General features: G+C 27.6%; 19 protein-coding genes and 1 pseudogene. 15 read left to right on the top strand and 5 right to left on the bottom strand.

Going from position 1 to position 19,143, the window contains the following annotated elements; translation table 11 throughout:
• Positions 1–28: 28 nt before the first annotated feature.
• From porN to JJC03_RS01365, 12 genes are all read left to right on the top strand, one after another.
• The gene (gene porN, locus JJC03_RS01415; protein WP_088398351.1) at positions 29–1,024 is read left to right on the top strand and encodes a type IX secretion system ring subunit PorN/GldN; all 996 of its coding nucleotides are present in this window, start codon (positions 29–31) and stop codon (positions 1,022–1,024) included.
• Between the two features lie 267 nt (positions 1,025–1,291).
• Positions 1,292–2,347, top strand: coding sequence for an NAD(P)/FAD-dependent oxidoreductase (locus JJC03_RS01410; RefSeq protein WP_088400446.1), 1,056 nt, complete (start codon positions 1,292–1,294; stop codon positions 2,345–2,347).
• Positions 2,348–2,392: 45 nt separating this feature from the next.
• Positions 2,393–2,653 (top strand): DUF3492 domain-containing protein, encoded by a 261-nt coding sequence (locus JJC03_RS17115; RefSeq protein ID WP_258932070.1) that lies wholly within the window; start codon positions 2,393–2,395, stop codon positions 2,651–2,653.
• A 41-nt stretch (positions 2,654–2,694) separates the two neighbouring features.
• Positions 2,695–3,855, top strand: a complete 1,161-nt coding sequence (gene pelF, locus JJC03_RS01405) for a GT4 family glycosyltransferase PelF (RefSeq protein ID WP_258932068.1) — start codon at positions 2,695–2,697, stop codon at positions 3,853–3,855.
• Positions 3,852–4,097 carry a hypothetical protein gene (locus JJC03_RS01400; RefSeq protein WP_235873857.1) on the top strand — a complete coding sequence of 82 codons (246 nt, stop codon included), beginning with the start codon at positions 3,852–3,854 and terminating at the stop codon, positions 4,095–4,097. The genes pelF and JJC03_RS01400 overlap by 4 nt, the downstream gene beginning before the upstream one ends.
• A gap of 364 nt (positions 4,098–4,461) precedes the next feature.
• On the top strand, positions 4,462–5,442 hold the full coding sequence (locus JJC03_RS01395) for a hypothetical protein (protein WP_235873856.1): 981 nt from the start codon (positions 4,462–4,464) through the stop codon (positions 5,440–5,442).
• Positions 5,429–6,154, top strand: a complete 726-nt coding sequence (locus JJC03_RS01390; RefSeq protein WP_235873855.1) for an endo alpha-1,4 polygalactosaminidase — start codon at positions 5,429–5,431, stop codon at positions 6,152–6,154. Before JJC03_RS01395 ends, JJC03_RS01390 begins: the two co-directional genes overlap by 14 nt.
• 59 nt (positions 6,155–6,213) lie before the next feature.
• Positions 6,214–7,200 (top strand): hypothetical protein, encoded by a 987-nt coding sequence (locus JJC03_RS01385; RefSeq protein ID WP_235873854.1) that lies wholly within the window; start codon positions 6,214–6,216, stop codon positions 7,198–7,200.
• A gap of 28 nt (positions 7,201–7,228) precedes the next feature.
• Positions 7,229–7,474, top strand: coding sequence for a hypothetical protein (locus tag JJC03_RS01380; RefSeq protein WP_235873853.1), 246 nt, complete (start codon positions 7,229–7,231; stop codon positions 7,472–7,474).
• A 26-nt stretch (positions 7,475–7,500) separates the two neighbouring features.
• Entirely contained in the window at positions 7,501–8,154 is a 654-nt protein-coding gene (locus JJC03_RS01375) for a hypothetical protein (protein ID WP_235873852.1), read from the top strand.
• Positions 8,155–8,161: 7 nt separating this feature from the next.
• A complete protein-coding gene (locus JJC03_RS01370) occupies positions 8,162–9,175 on the top strand; it encodes a DUF2194 domain-containing protein (RefSeq protein ID WP_258932568.1) in 1,014 nt (337 codons plus the stop codon).
• Positions 9,176–9,191: 16 nt separating this feature from the next.
• Entirely contained in the window at positions 9,192–11,924 is a 2,733-nt protein-coding gene (locus tag JJC03_RS01365; protein ID WP_235873850.1) for a DUF2194 domain-containing protein, read from the top strand.
• 48 nt (positions 11,925–11,972) lie between these two features.
• Here JJC03_RS01365 and JJC03_RS01360 read toward each other — a convergent pair whose 3' ends face one another.
• Complete coding sequence (locus JJC03_RS01360) at positions 11,973–12,365, bottom strand: DUF983 domain-containing protein (RefSeq protein WP_088444458.1); 393 nt, start codon at positions 12,363–12,365, stop codon at positions 11,973–11,975.
• A gap of 67 nt (positions 12,366–12,432) precedes the next feature.
• Between JJC03_RS01360 and abc-f the strand changes: the two are divergent.
• Positions 12,433–14,365 (top strand): annotated as a pseudogene (gene abc-f / locus JJC03_RS01355) (ribosomal protection-like ABC-F family protein).
• An 89-nt stretch (positions 14,366–14,454) separates the two neighbouring features.
• On the opposite strand, the gene JJC03_RS17110 reads toward abc-f, so the two are convergent.
• From JJC03_RS17110 to JJC03_RS01340, 4 genes are all read right to left on the bottom strand, one after another.
• Positions 14,455–14,805 (bottom strand): hypothetical protein, encoded by a 351-nt coding sequence (locus tag JJC03_RS17110; RefSeq protein WP_258932065.1) that lies wholly within the window; start codon positions 14,803–14,805, stop codon positions 14,455–14,457.
• Positions 14,802–15,602, bottom strand: coding sequence for a hypothetical protein (locus JJC03_RS01350; protein WP_258932064.1), 801 nt, complete (start codon positions 15,600–15,602; stop codon positions 14,802–14,804). The genes JJC03_RS17110 and JJC03_RS01350 overlap by 4 nt, the downstream gene beginning before the upstream one ends.
• Positions 15,603–15,663: 61 nt before the next feature.
• Positions 15,664–16,140, bottom strand: coding sequence for a DUF1761 domain-containing protein (locus JJC03_RS01345; RefSeq protein ID WP_088400428.1), 477 nt, complete (start codon positions 16,138–16,140; stop codon positions 15,664–15,666).
• Positions 16,141–16,193: 53 nt separating this feature from the next.
• Positions 16,194–16,664, bottom strand: a complete 471-nt coding sequence (locus JJC03_RS01340) for an Lrp/AsnC family transcriptional regulator (RefSeq protein ID WP_088400426.1) — start codon at positions 16,662–16,664, stop codon at positions 16,194–16,196.
• 206 nt (positions 16,665–16,870) lie between these two features.
• Between JJC03_RS01340 and JJC03_RS01335 the strand changes: the two genes are divergently transcribed.
• Together JJC03_RS01335 and JJC03_RS01330 are read left to right on the top strand one after the other, a co-directional pair.
• Entirely contained in the window at positions 16,871–17,689 is an 819-nt protein-coding gene (locus JJC03_RS01335; protein WP_088400424.1) for a DUF1338 domain-containing protein, read from the top strand.
• A gap of 18 nt (positions 17,690–17,707) precedes the next feature.
• Complete coding sequence (locus JJC03_RS01330; RefSeq protein WP_123867140.1) at positions 17,708–19,132, top strand: hypothetical protein; 1,425 nt, start codon at positions 17,708–17,710, stop codon at positions 19,130–19,132.
• The last annotated feature ends 11 nt before the right edge of the window (positions 19,133–19,143 follow it).

Genomic DNA, 19,143 nt, shown 5'->3' with positions numbered 1-19,143 from the left:
AATTTTTAAACGCCTCAAATAGAAAAGTATGAATTGGAGAAATTTAGTATTAGCATTTTTTGTTAGTGGAAGTATATCAACTTTCGCTCAATCAAATTTGTTGAATGCAAAAAAACCTCAAGAAATTGGTTTAAAATCTGCAGCTCAACAGACTAAGGATAATGATAAACCTTTAGACTACGGTTATGTAGACGATAGAGATATCTTGATGTCTAAAAAAGTATGGGAAATAATAGACTTAGATGAGCGTATTAACTTTTCTTTGTATTATCCAATTGACACAATTAGTATAGGTTCTGATCGTCGTTCCCTTTACGATGTTTTAGTAAAGGGTATAAAGTCAGGAAAGATTACTGAAGTGTATGGAGATAGTTATTTTAGAGAAAAGAAAACTTTAAAAGATATTACCGCTTCGCTTACTAAGATAGATACTACTGATGCAGGTCGTGAAGAGATGAATTCAGATATCAATGCTTATAGAAGCAGAACAGTAGAAGTTCCTGTATATGAAGGTACTGGTAAAAAACGTAAAAAAGTAGGAGTTGAAACAAAAGTGGTTCCTGCTTCAAAATTTATCTCTCCTGAATATATTAACAAAACAGACTTAGCATCTATTGATGTTTCTGATTATAGAATAGTTGGATTATGGTATTTTGATAAAAGACAATCTGATTTACGTTATCGTATTTTAGGAATTTGTCCAGTTATACCAGATGTTTACACTATGGGGAAATCAGAAGAAGAAAAAGATTATATCGATCTATTCTGGGTATTTTATCCAGATGCAAGAGAAATATTACATGAAGCTAAAGCTTTTAATGAAAAGAATTCTTCTATGCCTATCTCTTTTGATCACTTATTAAATTCAAGAAGATTTAACTCAGTTATCTATAAAGAAGAAAATATTTATAATGACCGTGATATATCTAAGTATATGAAAGATAACTCTTTAATGCAGTTAATAGAAGCACAAAGAGTAAAGGATAAAATCCGTGATTTCGAACAAGATATGTGGACTTATTAATAGTAAATTTCTCCAATTACATAATAAAAACTCCTGCCTACTTAAGGTAGGAGTTTTTTATTTATCCTATATTTTAATAAACATTTTTTCTTTTTATTATTTATGTAGAATTAAATTTGAATATTTATTACTATTAAACACTAAAATAAATGTTAAATTTATTACCTATTTATTTTATTTATGTGCTAAAAAAATGTTTATGTGACTATAAGTTATATAAAATGTTAAAACTTATTTTTAAAATAAGAGTTTTTTTATCTTTGTACCATGATTGATTATTTAATTGTTGGTTCAGGTATAGCGGGTATTAGTTTTGCAGAAATAGCAAAGAGCAATGGAAAATCAATAAGGGTTTTGGAAGATTTTTCTACAAATTCTTCTAGAATCGCAGGAGGTCTTTATAATCCTGTTATACTAAAAAGGTTTAGTGAAGTTTGGAAAGCAAAGGAACAAATAGATAGTAGTATACCTTTTTTAAATGCACTTCAAGTTAAATTAAAAACTAATTTCGTATTTCCTATACCTGTTTTTAGAAAATTTGCTTCAATAGAGGAACAGAACAATTGGTTCCAAGCTTGTGATAAACCTAATCTGTCTCCATTTCTTTCTCCCAAAATTATACATAAAAAGTATGAATCAATTACTTCTGATTTTGGTTTCGGAGAGGTTTTGTCCACTGGTTATCTTGAAATTTCTTCATTAATTGATGCTTATATTAATTATTTAAAAGCTGAAGATAGTTTTATTAATGAACGATTTGATTATAAATCTATTGAGTTTTTTGAAGAATATCTAGTTTATAAAGGAATGTCTTATAAAAATATAATTTTTGCAGAAGGGTTTGGATTAGTGAATAATCCTTTTTTTAATGACCTCCCTTTGGATGGAACTAAGGGAGAATTATTAATAATTAAAGCTCCAAATTTAAAATTAGATGTAGTTTTAAAATCAAGTATTTTTATCCTGCCAATAGGAAATTCCTTATTTAAGGTTGGTGCTACCTATAATTGGGAAGATAAAACAGATACTCCAACAGAAGAAGGTAAAAATGAATTGATCAATAATTTAAAAGAATTAATTGATTGTGATTTTGAAATTGTTCAACATTTTGCAGGAGTTAGACCTACTGTAAAAGATAGAAGACCTTTATTAGGAACCCATCCTGTTTATAAAAGGTTGCATATTTTAAATGGATTAGGGACAAGAGGTGTTATGTTAGGGCCTTGGTTAGCACATAATCTGTTTAATTTTCTTGAAAAAGGAGTAGAGTTAGATAGAAATATTTCTACAGAAAGATTTCGTAAAAAAAAATTACTTTCATAGCCTGAAAACAAACTAAACTTTTTTATGTCCAAACCGAGTATCCTTATGGCTTTAGAAGGAACTTATCCTTTTCATGGAGGAGGTGTGTCAACTTGGGCGCATATATTATGTAATAAAATCAATAAATTTAATTTTAAGATTTATTCCGTAAATGCTTTCTACGAAACTAAGCCTAAATATGTATTAAATGAGTCAATTTTAGAAGTTGTTCAAGTTCCCATTTGGTATGCACTTGAACCAAAAGAAGTTATTCGGTTTGAAGATACATATTATGATTTTATTCTAAAAAAGAATATCTCTTCTTAGAAGATCTTGAAATTAAATTTATTCCTCTTTTTAAAAGACTTTTGGCATGTATCTATTCTGAGCATATTGATGCAAATGAATTGATCGAAGTTTTTATCGGAATGTGGTATTTTTTTCAAGATAATGATTATAAACTGGTATTTAAAAATGAAAAAATATGGGACACTTTCAAGCAAGAAGTAGTGACCTATACAGAATATTATGGGATAAAAGAGATCTCACTCCTAGATTTAACATATGCAATGCGTTGGATCTATCATTTTTTATTACCTATTTCTATTGATTTTCCAGAAACAGATATTATTCATTTAACTATTTCTAGTTTTATAGTTTTGCCAGCCATAGTACAAAAATATCTTTATGGTACACCAATTTTATTAACAGAGCATGGAGTATATATACGTGAAAGAATTTTAGCCATTAGCCAGTCAGAAAGTTCTTATTTTTTGAAAGATTTTTTAATCCGTTTATCAGAGTGTTCTGCTAGAGCTTCTTATCATCAATCTGATATTATCATGTCAGTTAATAAATTTAACTTTAAATGGGAGTTAATGTATGGTGCTGAACAAGATAAATTAAGAGTAGTTTATAATGGAATTGATCATTTACGTTTCAAACCTCTAGAAAAACCAAAGGAATTTAAAGATATCCCAACCGTAGTTGCTATGGCCAGGATTTTTGAGTTAAAAGATATTTTGACAATGATTAAATCCTGTAGAGTAGTAGCAGACGTATTGCCAAATGTACAATATAGAGTGCATGGAGAAAATGATGCAGTTCCAGAATATACGTCAAAATGTTTAAAACTAATTGAAGAATTAGGGCTAGAAAAAAACTTTTTCTTTTTAGGACCTAATCCTAAACCAGAAGCTGTATTTTGCGAAGGGGATATATCTATTTTGACTTCTATATCAGAAGGATTCCCCTATACTATTATTGAATCTATGAGTTGTGGCATACCTGTTGTATCTACTGATGTAGGTGGTGTAGCAGAAGCCCTAAATGAAGAATGTGGTATATTATGTAAGCCTAAAGATCCAGAAGATATAGGAAGAGCTGTATTAAAGTTGCTACAAGATCATCCTTTAAGAGAAAATATGAAGATTGCTTGTAGAAAGAGAGTAGAAGATTATTTTACAATAGATAAGTTTATTGATCAGTACGAAGAAATATATCAAGAACTATTAGATATGAAAAAATGATAGAGGTAGAATTAAAAAATGATAAAGTAGAACAACTTGTTTTTTTAGTTCAAAAGCGAGTGGGGAAACCTATGAGTGTAAACGTTACGCAGGCAATAATAGAATCTTTTGGGATTCGTGAAATTGACGTGCAGAATGACTATGGTTTTCCATCAATAGCTAATCTTTCACAAGTAGTATATAAAAAACTATTAAAAAGATACAGTGATAAAGTTTTGGTTGAAAAAAAGAATCAATTTTAATTAAGTTATCAAAAGAAGAAGTCAAAGATTTTTTTAAAGATTATTTAATAGGTATATTCTATGTTTTCCCTATTTTCTTTCAAGTTTTTTGTGTTGTAGTTTTTGGTTATTCATTGTGGGTCTATTCTGATTTTAATATTTTACAATCTACTTCGGTAGTTATAGGAGTTATTTCCAGTTTGGTGCTAACAGGGGGAGTTGTAACTGTAATCAGTAAACAAATTTCTTTTTATTGGAATCATAAAAACAATAAAATGGTTTTTCAAACTACTGTATATTTAATGAAAACAGGGTTTAAATTATTGTTTTTTGTAAACGCTATATTTGTTTTATCTTCCTTTTGTTAGAATTTTTTGCCTTTGAAATGGCTATTCTGAGTGGGATATATTCTATTTTTATAGGAGGTATGTTACTTATGATAGCTCCTTTATATGTGTTTAAAGAACGAATTGTAATTCCAATCGTTATTATAGTAGGTTCTGCTTTTTCATTAGGACTAAAAGTCTTTACACCATTGTATATTTATTTTACTCATTGGATTGGATTAGGACTTGTTGTAGTAATTTTATGGCTATATTTAATTCGGTTTTTTAAAAAGCATAACGCTTTTGATCCTAGTTATTCTACGAAAGAAGTAAAAAGTGAATTTATTATTTATAATAATTACATGTATTTCTTTTATGGTATGTTGTTTTTCTTATATGTCTTTTTAGATCGAATTATAGCTTGGTCAGTACATGAAAAAGAACGATTTTTATATTTCATTTTTTTTGAGAAAGACTATGAAATAGGAATGGATATAGCGTTACTTACCTATCTTTTAGTTGCTGGTGTTTTTGAATTTGGGATTGTTAGATTTGCTAAATTATTAGATAGATTACAGTCAGAAGTTACCTTAGATACTATACAAAATTATGGTAAAGGCTTTATTGATACTTATTTAGGTAACTTTTTGTTACTCGTCTTGACAAGTTGTGTCGCTTTTATAATAGAATTATTTATATTATATTCACCTCATGGGTATGATGCTTTTTTTGAAATAAAATTGAATAGTATAAATAAACAAGTTTGTATAATAGGTTCTTTAGGATATTTTTTCTTTTCTTGTTCTGTATTAAATGTTTTACATTTTTTTACTTTAGGACAACCTCAAATTCCTCTCAAAAGTATTTTATATTCTTTTGTAATTAATATGGTTTTTGGATTGTTTTTTAGTAGGTTTTTTTCTTATGATCTGAGTGTTGTAGGATTTTTAATGGGCAATTTATTTTTTATGTTATTTACGTCCTATCATTTGTATAATTTTTTTAAAAAAATGGATTATTATTATTATGCGTCATTTTAAACTCATTATGTTGTTTCTTTGTTTTTCTTTGAATGCTCATTCAAAGACCAAATTTTTAGTTTGTTATGGTAAATTTGATGTAACAAAGGTTTCTGGTTATGATCTATTAATTGTAGAATCAGCTCATTTTACATACAATGAAGTCTCATATTTAAAGAGACACAATAAAAAAGTTATTGCTTACATAAGTTTAGGTGAAATTAATGAAGATGCTAAAGATTATAAATTATTAAAAAGTGTTGTAAGTGAGAAAAATACAGATTGGAATAGTTATTATTTAGATATTGGTTCGTCAAAAATCCAAAAAGTATTAAAAAGCCGAATACAAAATATTTTTTATATGGGATATGATGGTCTTTTTTTAGATAATATAGATAATTATACTGAATATGGTGTACAACGTAATTTACAGGATGATTTAGTCGCATTTATAAAGGATATCAAAAGAGAATATCCAACCAAAGTTTTAGTCCAAAATGCAGGTCTAGATTTAGTAAGAGTATTATATCGTCAAATTGATTACGTTCTCATAGAATCAGTGTATACAGACTATGATTTTAAAGAAAAAAAATACTTAATAAGAAATAACGAAAGTTTTTCAGAGCGTTTAGGTAGTCTAAAACAAGCAATTAATAGATATAAAATAAAACCGTTATTACTAGAATATGCTGTTGATGAAGGTCAGATAAAAAAAAATAAGAAAAAGAATTAAATCGCAAAATATGACTTACAGTATATCGGAAATTTCCTTGCAAAAAATAAAAGATTAGTATGAATGTTTACACAGCTATAGGGGTAGGAATACTAAAAATTTTAATCATTGTCTTAATTATTTTATTCACAACACGTAAATACGTGTTATTGCGTCGTGATTTTAATTTTTTATTAGACTGTATTATTAGAAAATATTTTGAGTATCTAAGTTTACTCATTGTAATTTTATTTATAACGATTAACTTAGAAATATATGATGGACTAGTTGTTACAGGCTTACTCGTAGTTGTTGGACTATGTGACTATTTACGTATTGTAAATCCTATAAAGTTACCAAGTATTATCGCTAATAAATTCAAACGACGATTGCTTTTAGTTTTGAAAAAAGTAGAAAGTAACCAGTTTAACTGGAAAGTTGTTTTTTCAAATGCGCATCTACAGATAGAAAGGAGAAATGTATATATTATCTCCTCTCTCTTGTTTTTGTTATTTTCAATTTGTCTTATATCTTTTTATTTTATAAAATTTGACCATTATCTCTTTTCAAGTAATTGGTTTGATACACTTGAAAAAATAAAAGCAAAAGATGGATCTAAATGGTTTACTGAAGAAATTAACCCAGAAGGGGTATATGCTTTTGTTAGTTTTCTTTCTCATATAACAAACTCTTCATTAGAAATAAGTATATACATATATTCTATATTTCAATTATTGTCAATGACAATTGTGGTGTTTTGGTTTATTCAAAAAATAACAAAATCAATGATTATTATTCCAATATTTGTAACAGTTTATTATATTCTAGGATTCACATTTTTACCTTCTGATATTACAAACTTTTATCAGAGTTGTTCTCTTTTACTATCTTTTACATTGATTTTGCCATTAGTTATTTATATGACTAAATTAAAAATGTTACCATATACAAAGTATGAACAATATTTTAAGTTTTTAATAGCCTTTATTGCTATAGGACTTCTAGACTTATATGCTTTTCTTTTTTATTGCCTTTTTAGTAGTTTTTTTAGTAATCGTATATTTTAAAAAGAATAAATCATCAGTAGTACTTCAAATGTATATTCTTTCATTGATTATTATTATTTCTATTTATAGTTCTTTTCTGATTACGCATCAAGAAAGGTTTAATGATATTTTGAGAAGAACTTTAATAGATGTAGAATTATCATTTTCAAATCCTTTTATAAGAATAGAAGTAGATAGATTAATATTTTATTATCAGATTATATTTATAATAGGCTTTATATTAAATTTATTATCTGCTATTTTTTTAAAAAAGGATGGAGAAAAAAAGTATTAGTCTTTTTGTTTGTAACAGCTATTTATTTGTTAACTCAAGTAGATAATGAATGGATAGATAAAGATTTGTTATTTAAAGTTTTATCTGTTTTTATACCAATTTTAATGGGTATAAACATAGCTATTGTATTAGATTTTATTAAATTATTTTCAAAAAATAGATACCACATATACCAAGGAGGTTTTGTTGTGCTTTTTTCAATATTCATTTTTGCTTATTTACAAAAGAATGTTTTGTTTTTACCTATGAATGAGACTAAAAAATTACACCAGAATATTCTAGCAGTTAACGAAGAGATTTTAAGAAATTATTTAGATAGAACCTATGCAGTAGTTAATAAAAATGAATATTTTAACTTAAGTAGTGGAAGACGTTATTTTTTAACTTATGACGATTTTTTAGGTTCGCGTTATCTTAAAGTAGATTATATTTATGCTAAAAATATAAAAAGAAATAAATTCTTAATTAAACATCCCGAATTTATTTTGCCCTCTAGTGTGTTTGTGTTTAAATACGAAAGTGTTGAGTATAAAGAATTAAATGTTAAATTATTAGATAGGTTAAAACGTTTAAGATTAAGAGGTAGAAAAATTAAAAAAATATTTGATAGCAATCAATTAAAGGTATATGAAATCATCAATAAACCGTTTTCAAGTCAAATTTCCAATATGGTTTTTTAAAATTTTGATGTTTTGTTTATTCTCTTCCATATTGTTTAATTGTAATAGTGTAGATTCTCTTTATAGATTAAAAAATGATTATTTAAGAAATAGACAGCAGCAAGATTTATTATCAGCATATGAATCATCAAGCTTGAGTAGAAAGCCCGTCGTAGAGTATATATTAGATTCAAAAGATGATCTCTCTATGACCTATTATGAACATTTTAGAAAATTATGTGATTATACAAAAATACCTTTTAATTTTAAAATAGTAGATAGGTTCAATGAACAGTTAAAAATTGAAAATTCAGCTAGAGTATTAGTTATTAATGATACAAAAAGATTAAGTAATCAAACTATACCTGTCTTATTAAAATTTGTTAGTGCGGGAGGAACCCTGATCTTTCCTAATATAGGAGAAGATCAACGTTTTATGTATTTTTGGGGAATGCGTTATGATTCGGATTTGAGCTATGATATTGAGACTAAAGGAATGTCTATAAATGCCTCTCCTTTGGGAGGTAAAAGACAAATTAATCTTTATAGTGATACTAAACATTTTGCTTTCGCTAAATCTAATTTTAAGTCTGATTTAAGAGTTACCATATGGTCTGATAGCCAGATGACTATGCCTATACTATTGGAAAATAATATAGGTTTTGGTAAAGTAATTTGTTGCAATACTTCTAAAATGTTTGAAAAACGAGATAGAGGATTGTTGTTTACTTTTTTATTAAAAGGATTGTCGGGTATCCCATATCCTTTGGCTAATACAAGTACCGTATTTTTAGATGACTTTCCTTCTCCGTTGTATGATGTCAAACAAGAGCCTATCAAAACAGAGTACAACTTAACTATGAATGAGTTCGTATATAAAAAATGGTGGCCTGATATGAAAAAAATAGCCGATAAATACGGTATAAAATATACCGCATTACTTGCCTTTGATTATGACGATATTCGGCATGCCCCTTTTCATTTAAACAATGGGACTTTGCCAAAATGCAAGGAAAAGGAGAAACTAAAAAGGAACTTCTAATTACTTAACACATGATTTGCTTAACGGTAATCATGAATTAGGATTTCATGGTTATAACCACGTTTCATTATTAAAAGAAGAGTGGGAAGATCCAGAAGATATATTTTTTTCATTAAAAGCTACTAAGAAAAAATGGCTAGTTAATAATTTTGGAGATTTTCCAGTTACATATGTACCTCCTTCGAATTATATAGATGCTTATGGAATAGTAGAATTAAAAAAAGGAATGCCCTCTCTAAAATATTTCTCAAGTTTGTATTTAGGAGATAAAAAAGAAGGAGGAGATAGAGAATTTGACTTTGAACCCTGTCATAAAGATTTATTTGATTATCCTAGAATATCCAGTGGTTTTTATTTTAATGATGAAAAATATTATAATATTTTTTCTACCTATTTGTATACAGGAGTTTGGACCCATTTCGTCCATCCAGATGATGTTTTTCAAATAGGTAATACAAAAGAAAAGAAAAAGAAAAAATATCATTATGAATTAAGGAATGATCTCGGGTTAAATTGGAAAAAAGGGAAGAAAACGCTCTATAGTTGTTTTGATGATTTTTTAACTGAATTTAAAGATTTAAATCCTCAAAGTGATTTTTATACAGTAAAAGATGCTGCGCCTATCGTTATGAAATGGAGAGGATCTAAATACCGTCATTCAATCATAGGTGAAAAATATATTGTTACTGAAGAAACAGATTTTTTTAATGAAAAAGGAAATACTTGGGGAGTCTTTTTTGACGATTTGAGTCAAAAAAATAAAGAAGAATTAGTTAACCAATCAAAGAATTATCACATAGCTGATTTTATGGGAGGGAAATTAGTTTCTCTCAAATCTAATAATAAATTAGCTTTTACGCTTGAAAAAAAGATAATTGAAGATGATTTAATTTTTAATAAAATACTAGAAGAATATAAACTGTTTGAAAAAAACAGAGGGCTTTTTCTAGCAGGTAAACTAGGTGGTTTTACTACTGAAGATTATTTGAAAAAAATAGAAGAAGAAAAAAGACATTTGTTAGCCTTAATGATGAGTCAGCCTAAAATTAATTATGCTATTTGGAATAAATATGCTACTTATATGTCATGGGATAATAAAGGAGATGATGTTTGGGTATTATTAGAAAAACATTGTGATAAATATCCTTCAAAACATAACGTTAATTATTCATTTGAATTATCAAACATATTAGGTTATTCTTCAGAAGAATTACATACAAAATGGATATGTAATCAATATCAATGGAATAATGAAAAATTATCAGTGTTAAAAGATTACTTATCTATAATTACACCTTCTGAAGATCATGATGAAATAAGAAAAGTATTATTTAAAATATTTCAATTAGAACCTAATTGCGAAAATCAAGAAGCTTATGTTTACCATGCTCTTGTATATGCAAAAGAAGAAGCTTTTAAATATTTAAAAACATTAGATCCAGCTACATCTTATTTTAATGAAAATTTAGTTTCAGATATTAGTTGGAGTTATGTTAATGAAGATGAAGATTATCAAAATGCTATTAATTGGTCAGAATTTACCCCTTTAATAGGAGCTGATACTCGTCTGTCATGGATGTTTGAGTTAAGACAATATGTAGAACTTGAACAATTTTACCGTAAATATGTAAGCGAAAATCCAAATGATGAAGCTATTAAGCAAAAAATGTTTCAGATATATGAAGTTCTAGGTAAATATGATGAAGCATGTGGTGTCCTATTACAAATAAAAGATCAGAAAATATTTCAAGAAATAAAAGAACATTTAAATCAACAAATTGTTTATTTTGATATTGAAACACAAGAAGAATTAATCCGTAAATACCCTACTATTTTTACAGCTATCAATAGAGAAAAAATAGAAATGAAAATAAAAGATCTATACGGTGATTATTTAGATGCAAATTCAAGTTTAAGTTATTTTATAAATAAGAAAACAAATTTTAGAAATTATTTAAAGTATGGTCATTTTGATAAGCAAAGAAACTCTCATGATTTCTTCCTTAAACATAAAGAATTATATAGTGTAGATCAAGCATCAGATAATAAAATAGCAACCATTTTAGAACTCGCTTATGAGTTTAAAAGAAAGCAACCTGATCAGATTGATAAGTTTTTTTATACTTATGGATTAGGATTAGAAAAAGATTTAAGTGGGGAATTATATTATAATGCAAAAGCAGGGGCAAATTATATAACAACTAAATACAACGTAAGTACCAGTCTAGAATATTTCCCAGCTAATTATTGGGAAGCATATAAAGATAATATATACCAATTACAATGGAATGGAGCCTATAATAAATATTTTAAGTTTTTAGAGGTAGATTCTTATTTTGTAACAGATTATTATCCAAATATTTCAAATGTTAATTTTACTTTAAGTTCAAAACTAAAATCAGCATCAAATCGAGAGAAAAATTTTAAAGTAGTTCCGTATTTAGAAGGATTTTGTCAATTTTCAAATATTGACGAAAAAGTAAAAGTTCTCCCTGTTTATTTAATTAAAAATAGATATTTTGGAGGAGCAGGTATAGAAGCAAACCTAGGAGATGATTATTCTAAATTTAAATTATATGCTTCGGGAGCTTATTATTTTGATTCTTTTGAGGATAATTTTATGAGTTTTAGAATGAATTCTCATTATAAAGTATTTAAAAATAGTTATTTGAAATTTTCACTTGATATGAACTTTAAGTCTAAATATAACTTTAATACTTTTGGATTGGGATATAAATATTTATTTTAAATCAACCGTTTGTTCACAGCTTGCTGTGAACAAACGATTAATAAGCGTTTATTTTTTTGAATTTAATTGCCAATTTTTATCATAGGAAACAAAGAAGCTAATCCAAATGTTTCGAGAAAGCCTCATGATAACAGGCATAAAGAGAACGAGCGTTAAGCTAATGCCTATAAAGGCCGTTTTTAAGCTTGTTTTTAAAAAAACGTAACAAATAATAAATGCTGCAACCCCAAATGCAACGCCCAGGGCATAACTGACATACATTGAACCATAAAAAAATGAAGGTTCCATTGAGTACTGTAATCCACAGTGAGAGCAATGTTCATTCATTTTGATTGTATACTTTGGGTTAAACAGGTTGCTTGATTTATACATGCTTTCTTGTTGACATTTAGGACAACTTCCTGTTAAAATGCTATTGATTTTCAATCCTTTTTTTAACATTTGCAAAAATTTTTTTCTCAAAGGTAGTTTTTTTACGCTTTTGAATATATAATTTAATTAACAATTTATGCTAAATATTCACAATTTATCAATTTCTTTTGGAGGGACTTTTTTATTTGAAGAAATAACCTTTAGATTAGGAGCCGGAGATCGCGTCGGATTAGTAGGAAAAAATGGAGCAGGGAAATCCACTCTCTTGAAAATTCTTTCAGGTGATTTTAAACCTGATTCAGGAGATATTGCCACAGAAAAAGATATTCAAATTGGTTTTTTACGTCAAGATATTGACTTTGTGAAAGGCAGAACCGTATTAGAAGAAGCCTATATGGCCTTTGAAGATATAAAACGGACTGAATTTGAGATAGATAGAATTAATCAAGAACTAACCATACGAACAGATTATGAGAGTCAATCCTATACTGAGTTAATTGAAAAACTCAGTGATTTACAACATCGTTATGAAATTTTAGGAGGTTATAGTTATGTAGGGCAAGCAGAACGTGTATTGTTAGGACTAGGCTTTAAACGAGAGGACTTTAATAGTCAAACAGATACCTTTTCAGGAGGTTGGCGCATGCGTATAGAATTGGCAAAATTGTTACTGCAAACGAATGATATTTTACTGTTAGATGAACCTACCAACCATTTAGATATAGAAAGTATCATTTGGTTAGAAAGTTTTTTAAAAACATTTCCAGGAGTCGTTGTTATTGTATCACATGATAAAATGTTTTTAGACAATGTGACTAATCGAACCATTGAAATTTCCCTAGGTAAAGCCTATGATTTTAACAAACCCTATACGGAGTATTTAGTTTTAAGAGAAGAGATCCGCGAAAAACAGTTAGCTACTCAAAAAAATCAACAAAAGAAAATTGAAGAAACCCAAAAACTAATTGATCGTTTCAGATATAGTGCCACTAAATCATCGATGGCACAATCACTCATAAAAAAATTAGATAAAGTAGAACGTATTGAAGTAGATGAAGATGATAATTCCGTTATGAATATTTCATTTCCCATTTCAGTAGTTCCAGGACGTGTAGTAGTAGAAGCTGATAACGTAACTAAATCATATGGGGAAAAAACAATTTTAAAAGATATATCATTAAACATTGAACGAGGTAGTAAAATTGCATTTGTAGGTCAAAATGGACAAGGAAAATCTACCTTTATAAAAGCTATTGTCAATGAGTTTTCTTTTGAAGGAGCTATAAAATTAGGACATAATGTACAACTAGGCTATTTTGCACAAAATCAAGCAGAATATTTAGATGGAGACAAAACTCTTTTAGATACTATGATTGATGCTGCAACTGATTCTAATCGCTCTAAAGTACGAGATATGTTAGGTGCTTTTTTATTCCGAGGAGATGATGTAGAAAAAAAGGTTAAAGTTCTTTCTGGAGGTGAAAGAAATCGATTAGCTCTCTGTAAATTATTATTACAACCTTTTAATGTTCTAGTAATGGATGAGCCGACCAATCACCTAGATATTAAATCTAAAAATGTATTAAAAGCAGCCTTACAAAAGTTTGAAGGAACACTGTTATTAGTTTCCCATGATCGTGACTTTCTACAAGGGATGGCTAATACCGTGTACGAGTTTAAAGATCAAAAAATAAAAGAATATTTAGGAGATATTAATTTCTTCTTAGAACAACGTAATGTTGATAACTTTCGTGAGGTAGAGAAAAAGATACAACTCAAATTTCAAAAGAAGGGATAAATAATACCCCATCAAATTTAAAATCTGAACCTAAAAATTTGAGTTATGAAGAACAAAAAGCCAAAAAAGCATTGCAAAATAAATTATCAAAGATAGAAAGTCAGATACAAGAATTAGAAAAACAAATTCAAAAAGATGACTTAGCCCTAGCTGAAAATTATGAGAAACTATCACAAGACACTTCTTTTTTACAGCCTATGAAAAAAAGAAAAAGGACCTAGATAAGTTTATGGAAGATTGGGAAAACGTACAGTTAGAATTGGAAAACTAGTTTTTAGTGATCAGTGATTATTTTAGGTATTTAGATTATTGATAAAATAAAATTCAATTTAAATCTGTTATTTAAAATTTGATCACTGATCACGATTTAAACGGATGTCTTTCCTTCCATATTACAGTAGGTTCTAAACCAGTAAAAATTTTATGGATATATTTATTGATGAATTTGTTCCTATGATAAATAAAACCAGACATTACAACAGGTTTTGCCCCTATAGAACTTTTAATTTCTAAAGCTGTTCGGCCGAATATGATTTTTTTGAATTTATTTTCAATACCAAATTCAGTCATGTTATATAACATATTTAGATATAACATATTATCTTTTTGTATCTGTTCATCATAGCCTAAGAAATAAGTCTCTAATAGTTCACCATTTAAAAGAAGAGTGTGAAAACCAACTAATCTATTATTTAAAAAATAACCTGTCAACTTAAATCGATCACCACATTCTTTTTAAAAGTAGAAAAATGATGTTTTGATAAGAAAAAAGTATTGAAAGGAGCATTTTTAGCTACATAGAAGTAGAGTTCATAAATTCTCTTTTCATGTATTTTAATCTCTTCTAATGATAATTCCTGCGTTACAATTTCATTCAATTTTTTGCGAGAACGTTTGTATTGGTCTCGATATTTTTTTGAAAAAGCAGCTATATAATCTTCTTTTGTTCTCCATGCTGAATTTAATTCAAAAATCATATTGGGTTGAATATTAAATTCAAAAATGTTTTTGAAATAATGTTTTTTTAATTCCTCACTGCAATCTTCATAAAAATCTTTAAAAGTAACAATATGTATGTTGATTTTTTGTTTTTTAAAATCATTAATTAAATCATTAGCACATTCTTGAAGAATCTGGCTAATAGATGAAAAATCCATTTTTTTGCAAAACGCATACCCATTTTGCCCCGTAATCATGTTATTGCCAATGAATAATACATTAGAAGCAAAATGACGTAATAAGAAATTTCTAGTATAAACTCTAAGACATTTGTCACGATCGCCAAAAGAAGATAACTTTTCTGATTCAATATATTGAGCTAAAGCTACTCCTATATGTTGATTATTTTCATAAATAGCAATATAAAAACATTGCATGTTAATCGGAGAAGAATCTGCTAAAACTGATAAATAAGATGTTTGTAAAAAAGCATTATCCTTAGCTATCATATTCCATGTAGCAGGAAGCTCTTTGATTGTTTGGTGTATAGTAAATGTAATTGATTCCAAAATAAAAAAATAATCGCCTTAAATATAAGGCGATTGTTTTATAAATAAATGTTAATGTTTTTTATTGCCATCCGCAAATTATAGCTCCCATAATACCTAATGATAGAATCCAATAACCAGCATTGATAGCAATGTATTTCCATGATTTTTGTTCAAATAAACTATTAATGGCAATGATTGGTAAGGCGAAAAAAATACCAAGCATACTCCCATGTAAAGCACCATGTTTAAACGATAAAAATCTGCCATGATGTATTTTTAAAAAATCAATTAATGCTGCGTCATTTGCATTTCCTCCAGCTGCTTGCATAGCACCGATTTCGTGGTTTACAGCAGGGGCAATTATGAACGATAAAAGAAATGAATAAAAAAGAGTTAAACTAAATATTTTTATCATATTCCCTTTTTTCATTTTCTCTTCCGTTATTCCCGCTTCTAGCATCCAAATAGTACCAAATATTTTTGGATTGTACCAAATAAAGCCTGTTAACAAGGTTACTAATGAAGCTACAATAATAGATAAAACGTTAATGTGCATATCCCTTTTTTTATAGTTTGGTAATCAAATATATAAAAAATATTCACAAATAATTACAGTATAGGCATCTCTTTTTCAAAAGCAGATCCAAAAGAAATAAACGAATCAGTACTTCCAACACCTTCTATAACGTGAATTTTTTCGTATAAAATTTTTCTAAATTCCTCATTATTTGTGGCTACAATTTTTAAGAATAAAGCATATTTCCCTGATACAAAATGACATTCTACTACTTCTGGAATTTCTTTTAGTTTTTCCGCAATTGAATAAGAATAACGAGCTTCTTTAGTAGCAATGCCTGTATAAGTAATTGTTTCATATCCCATAGCTTTTGCATCAAGCTTAATAGAAAAACCTTTTATTATACCCGCTTCTTGCATTTTCTTAATTCGTTGATGAACTAATGAATTTGATATATTTAATTCTTTAGCTAATTCAGAATAAGCAAAACGACCATCTAAACTAAGTTTTTGAATAATTTTTTTATTGATATAATCTATTATTTTGTTCAATCCTTTTGCCATTTTAAAAATTTTTAAAAATTGCTATATCCCTGAAAATGTAAAAAATAAAAATATTGATTTTTTGGTTCTTTTATATTCTTTTTAAAATGTTAAATTGATATTGTTTTGTCTCTATAAAAGTCAAATTTTAATAAATTTACTTTCATGTTGTAAATATACTTATAAATACACTAATTTTGTGTCACATTAAAAAAGAAAACAACACTATGGATAAAGATCAATTATTGTCAAAATTATGGGAGCAATACATCGCTATTACTCCATCTGCTGAAAAAATTCACACATTATTAGCTACTGAGGGAGAAGTGATTGGTAATGATCATATTGCTATTCGTACATATGATGATAAGCGAGTTGATATTTCAGTTTTAGAAAAACCATTTTTAAAAGCAGGTTATGAACCAAAAGGTGAGTATGTTTTTGAGTCAAAAAAATTATTTGCTAAACACTACGAACATACTACAGATAAAAGTGCTCCACGTGTTTTTATCTCACAATTAGAATTAGCTAAGTGTTCGGAGTCTTTACAAAAAACGGTAAAAGAAACTTTAGACGCTTGTGATCAGTCTGTATTTGAAAAAGAAGATTTGATTTTAAGCGGTGCTGTTTGGAATAACTCGTCTTATGCTACTTATTCTACTTTATTAGAAGAGTCAGAATACGCTGCTTGGATGTATATTTATGGTTTCCGTGCTAATCACTTTACAATTAATGTAAATGCACTAACAAAATTCCCAACATTACAGTCTTTAAATCAATTTTTAAAAGATAATGGATGGAAATTAAACGCTTCAGGTGGTGAAATTAAAGGAACTCCAGCAGAATTGTTAGAACAGTCAAGTACATTAGCAGATTTGTATACTGTAAATTTTAATGAAGGAGCAAAAGAAATACCTTCTTGTTATTATGAATTTGCCTTACGTTATCCAATGGCTAACGGAGAATTATATTCAGGATTTATTGCGGCTTCAGCAGATAAAATTTTTGAAAGTACAGATGTAAAACTTCAAAATGAAACAAAGTAAGTTTTATAATAAAAATTAATGCAGAGTTCTCTTGTGAAAATAAGAGAACTCTTTTTGTTTTATGAGTTTATGAAAAAAAAATGGTTATTATACTTTTTTTCGTTTTTTACCTCTTACGCCCAAGATATAAAAATAGAAAATCATTTTGTCTCAATTCAAGGTAAAAAAGTAGCAATTCTAAAAGAAGTAAGTTATAGAACTAAATATGAACTTTTTGATTTGAATGAAAACCTTTTAATGAGGGCTAAAGTAGTTAATTGTAGAAACTGTAAAGAATCTAATCAGATTGATATTGAATTGACCAATGCAAATTTTACTAGTTTTACTAAAATTAATACCCTGGAAACCTCTTTTAGTAGATCTAAAGAATTATTAAAAGCACTCTATGAAAGAAAAATTTTAGACGAAAACGGAGTTTATCCAGATAATATTAATTCAGTTAATTTACAACTAAGAACAGATTCTTCAGAACCACTTATTAGTGATGAAGTTAAGGGTGAATTCAATCGACAAGATATAAAAATAAAAGGAAAAGATTTGTATTTTAAGGGTCTGCCTATAGGACGTTTTCAAACAATTCCTTCATCGTTTTCTTTTAGTCAAGGAAAAATATCCTTTATCAAAAATATTTTATATGATTTAGATGATAATTATATAGCTGCTTATTGTCAGTTAGACATAAATGATAAAGAATCAAACTTTAGAGATCCTTTGCTATCAGATGCGTTTCAATGGGATAGATTAATTTTAAGAAACGGAAAGACGTTTATTTATGATGACTTGTCAACAGATAAAATTTATCAATTCTTAGCAGAAAAAGCCATAGCAGAAGGTTATAAGCTAGAGCATGATATAAAAAAAATTGCCGATTTAGATTATTTTGATAAAAACGCTGCATCAATTTTAAAAATTAATGAAAGAAATGATGATGTTTTTTTTGCAATATACGATAATCATAAAGGAGTGGGAAGTTTTAAAACTATACATGAACTCAGCAATAGTTTAAATTTTAAAGAAGGTAAGGATAATTTTTTCTTTAAATCATATCAAAATGATATAGCAGATCTTATAATTCATGGGTATAATGGTATGAGAATAACTTTAGATAATTATTTTGCAATCCGAGATTATATTGCTTTTGGTGTTGAAAATTCAGATGTTTTAGAAAAAATAGAGTCATTAGAAAGTGTTTTAGATGATAAAAAGGAAACTTTTGAATTCAGAGAAATCCTATTTGAAAATAAAAAATATATTATAGCAAAAAACCAATTTTGTTTTTTTATAAAAGATAAAAATAAGTCAAGAGGCTTGCGTTTGTCTTCTGATAAAGAACAAGCGGCTAAAAATCTTAAACAATACCTAGCGATAAATGATTCATTGTTAAATTTTAATTTTAAGTCGTTAGAGTCCTTAATTTTACTTTTGAAAAAAAATAGCGAATAGATCAGTTTTTC

The sequence above is a fragment of the Flavobacterium oreochromis genome (genome assembly GCF_019565455.1).
Taxonomy (GTDB): Bacteria; Bacteroidota; Bacteroidia; order Flavobacteriales; family Flavobacteriaceae; genus Flavobacterium; species Flavobacterium oreochromis.
Note: the sequence above shows the minus strand (reverse complement) of the source record. Positions and strands in the feature narration are given on the sequence as shown.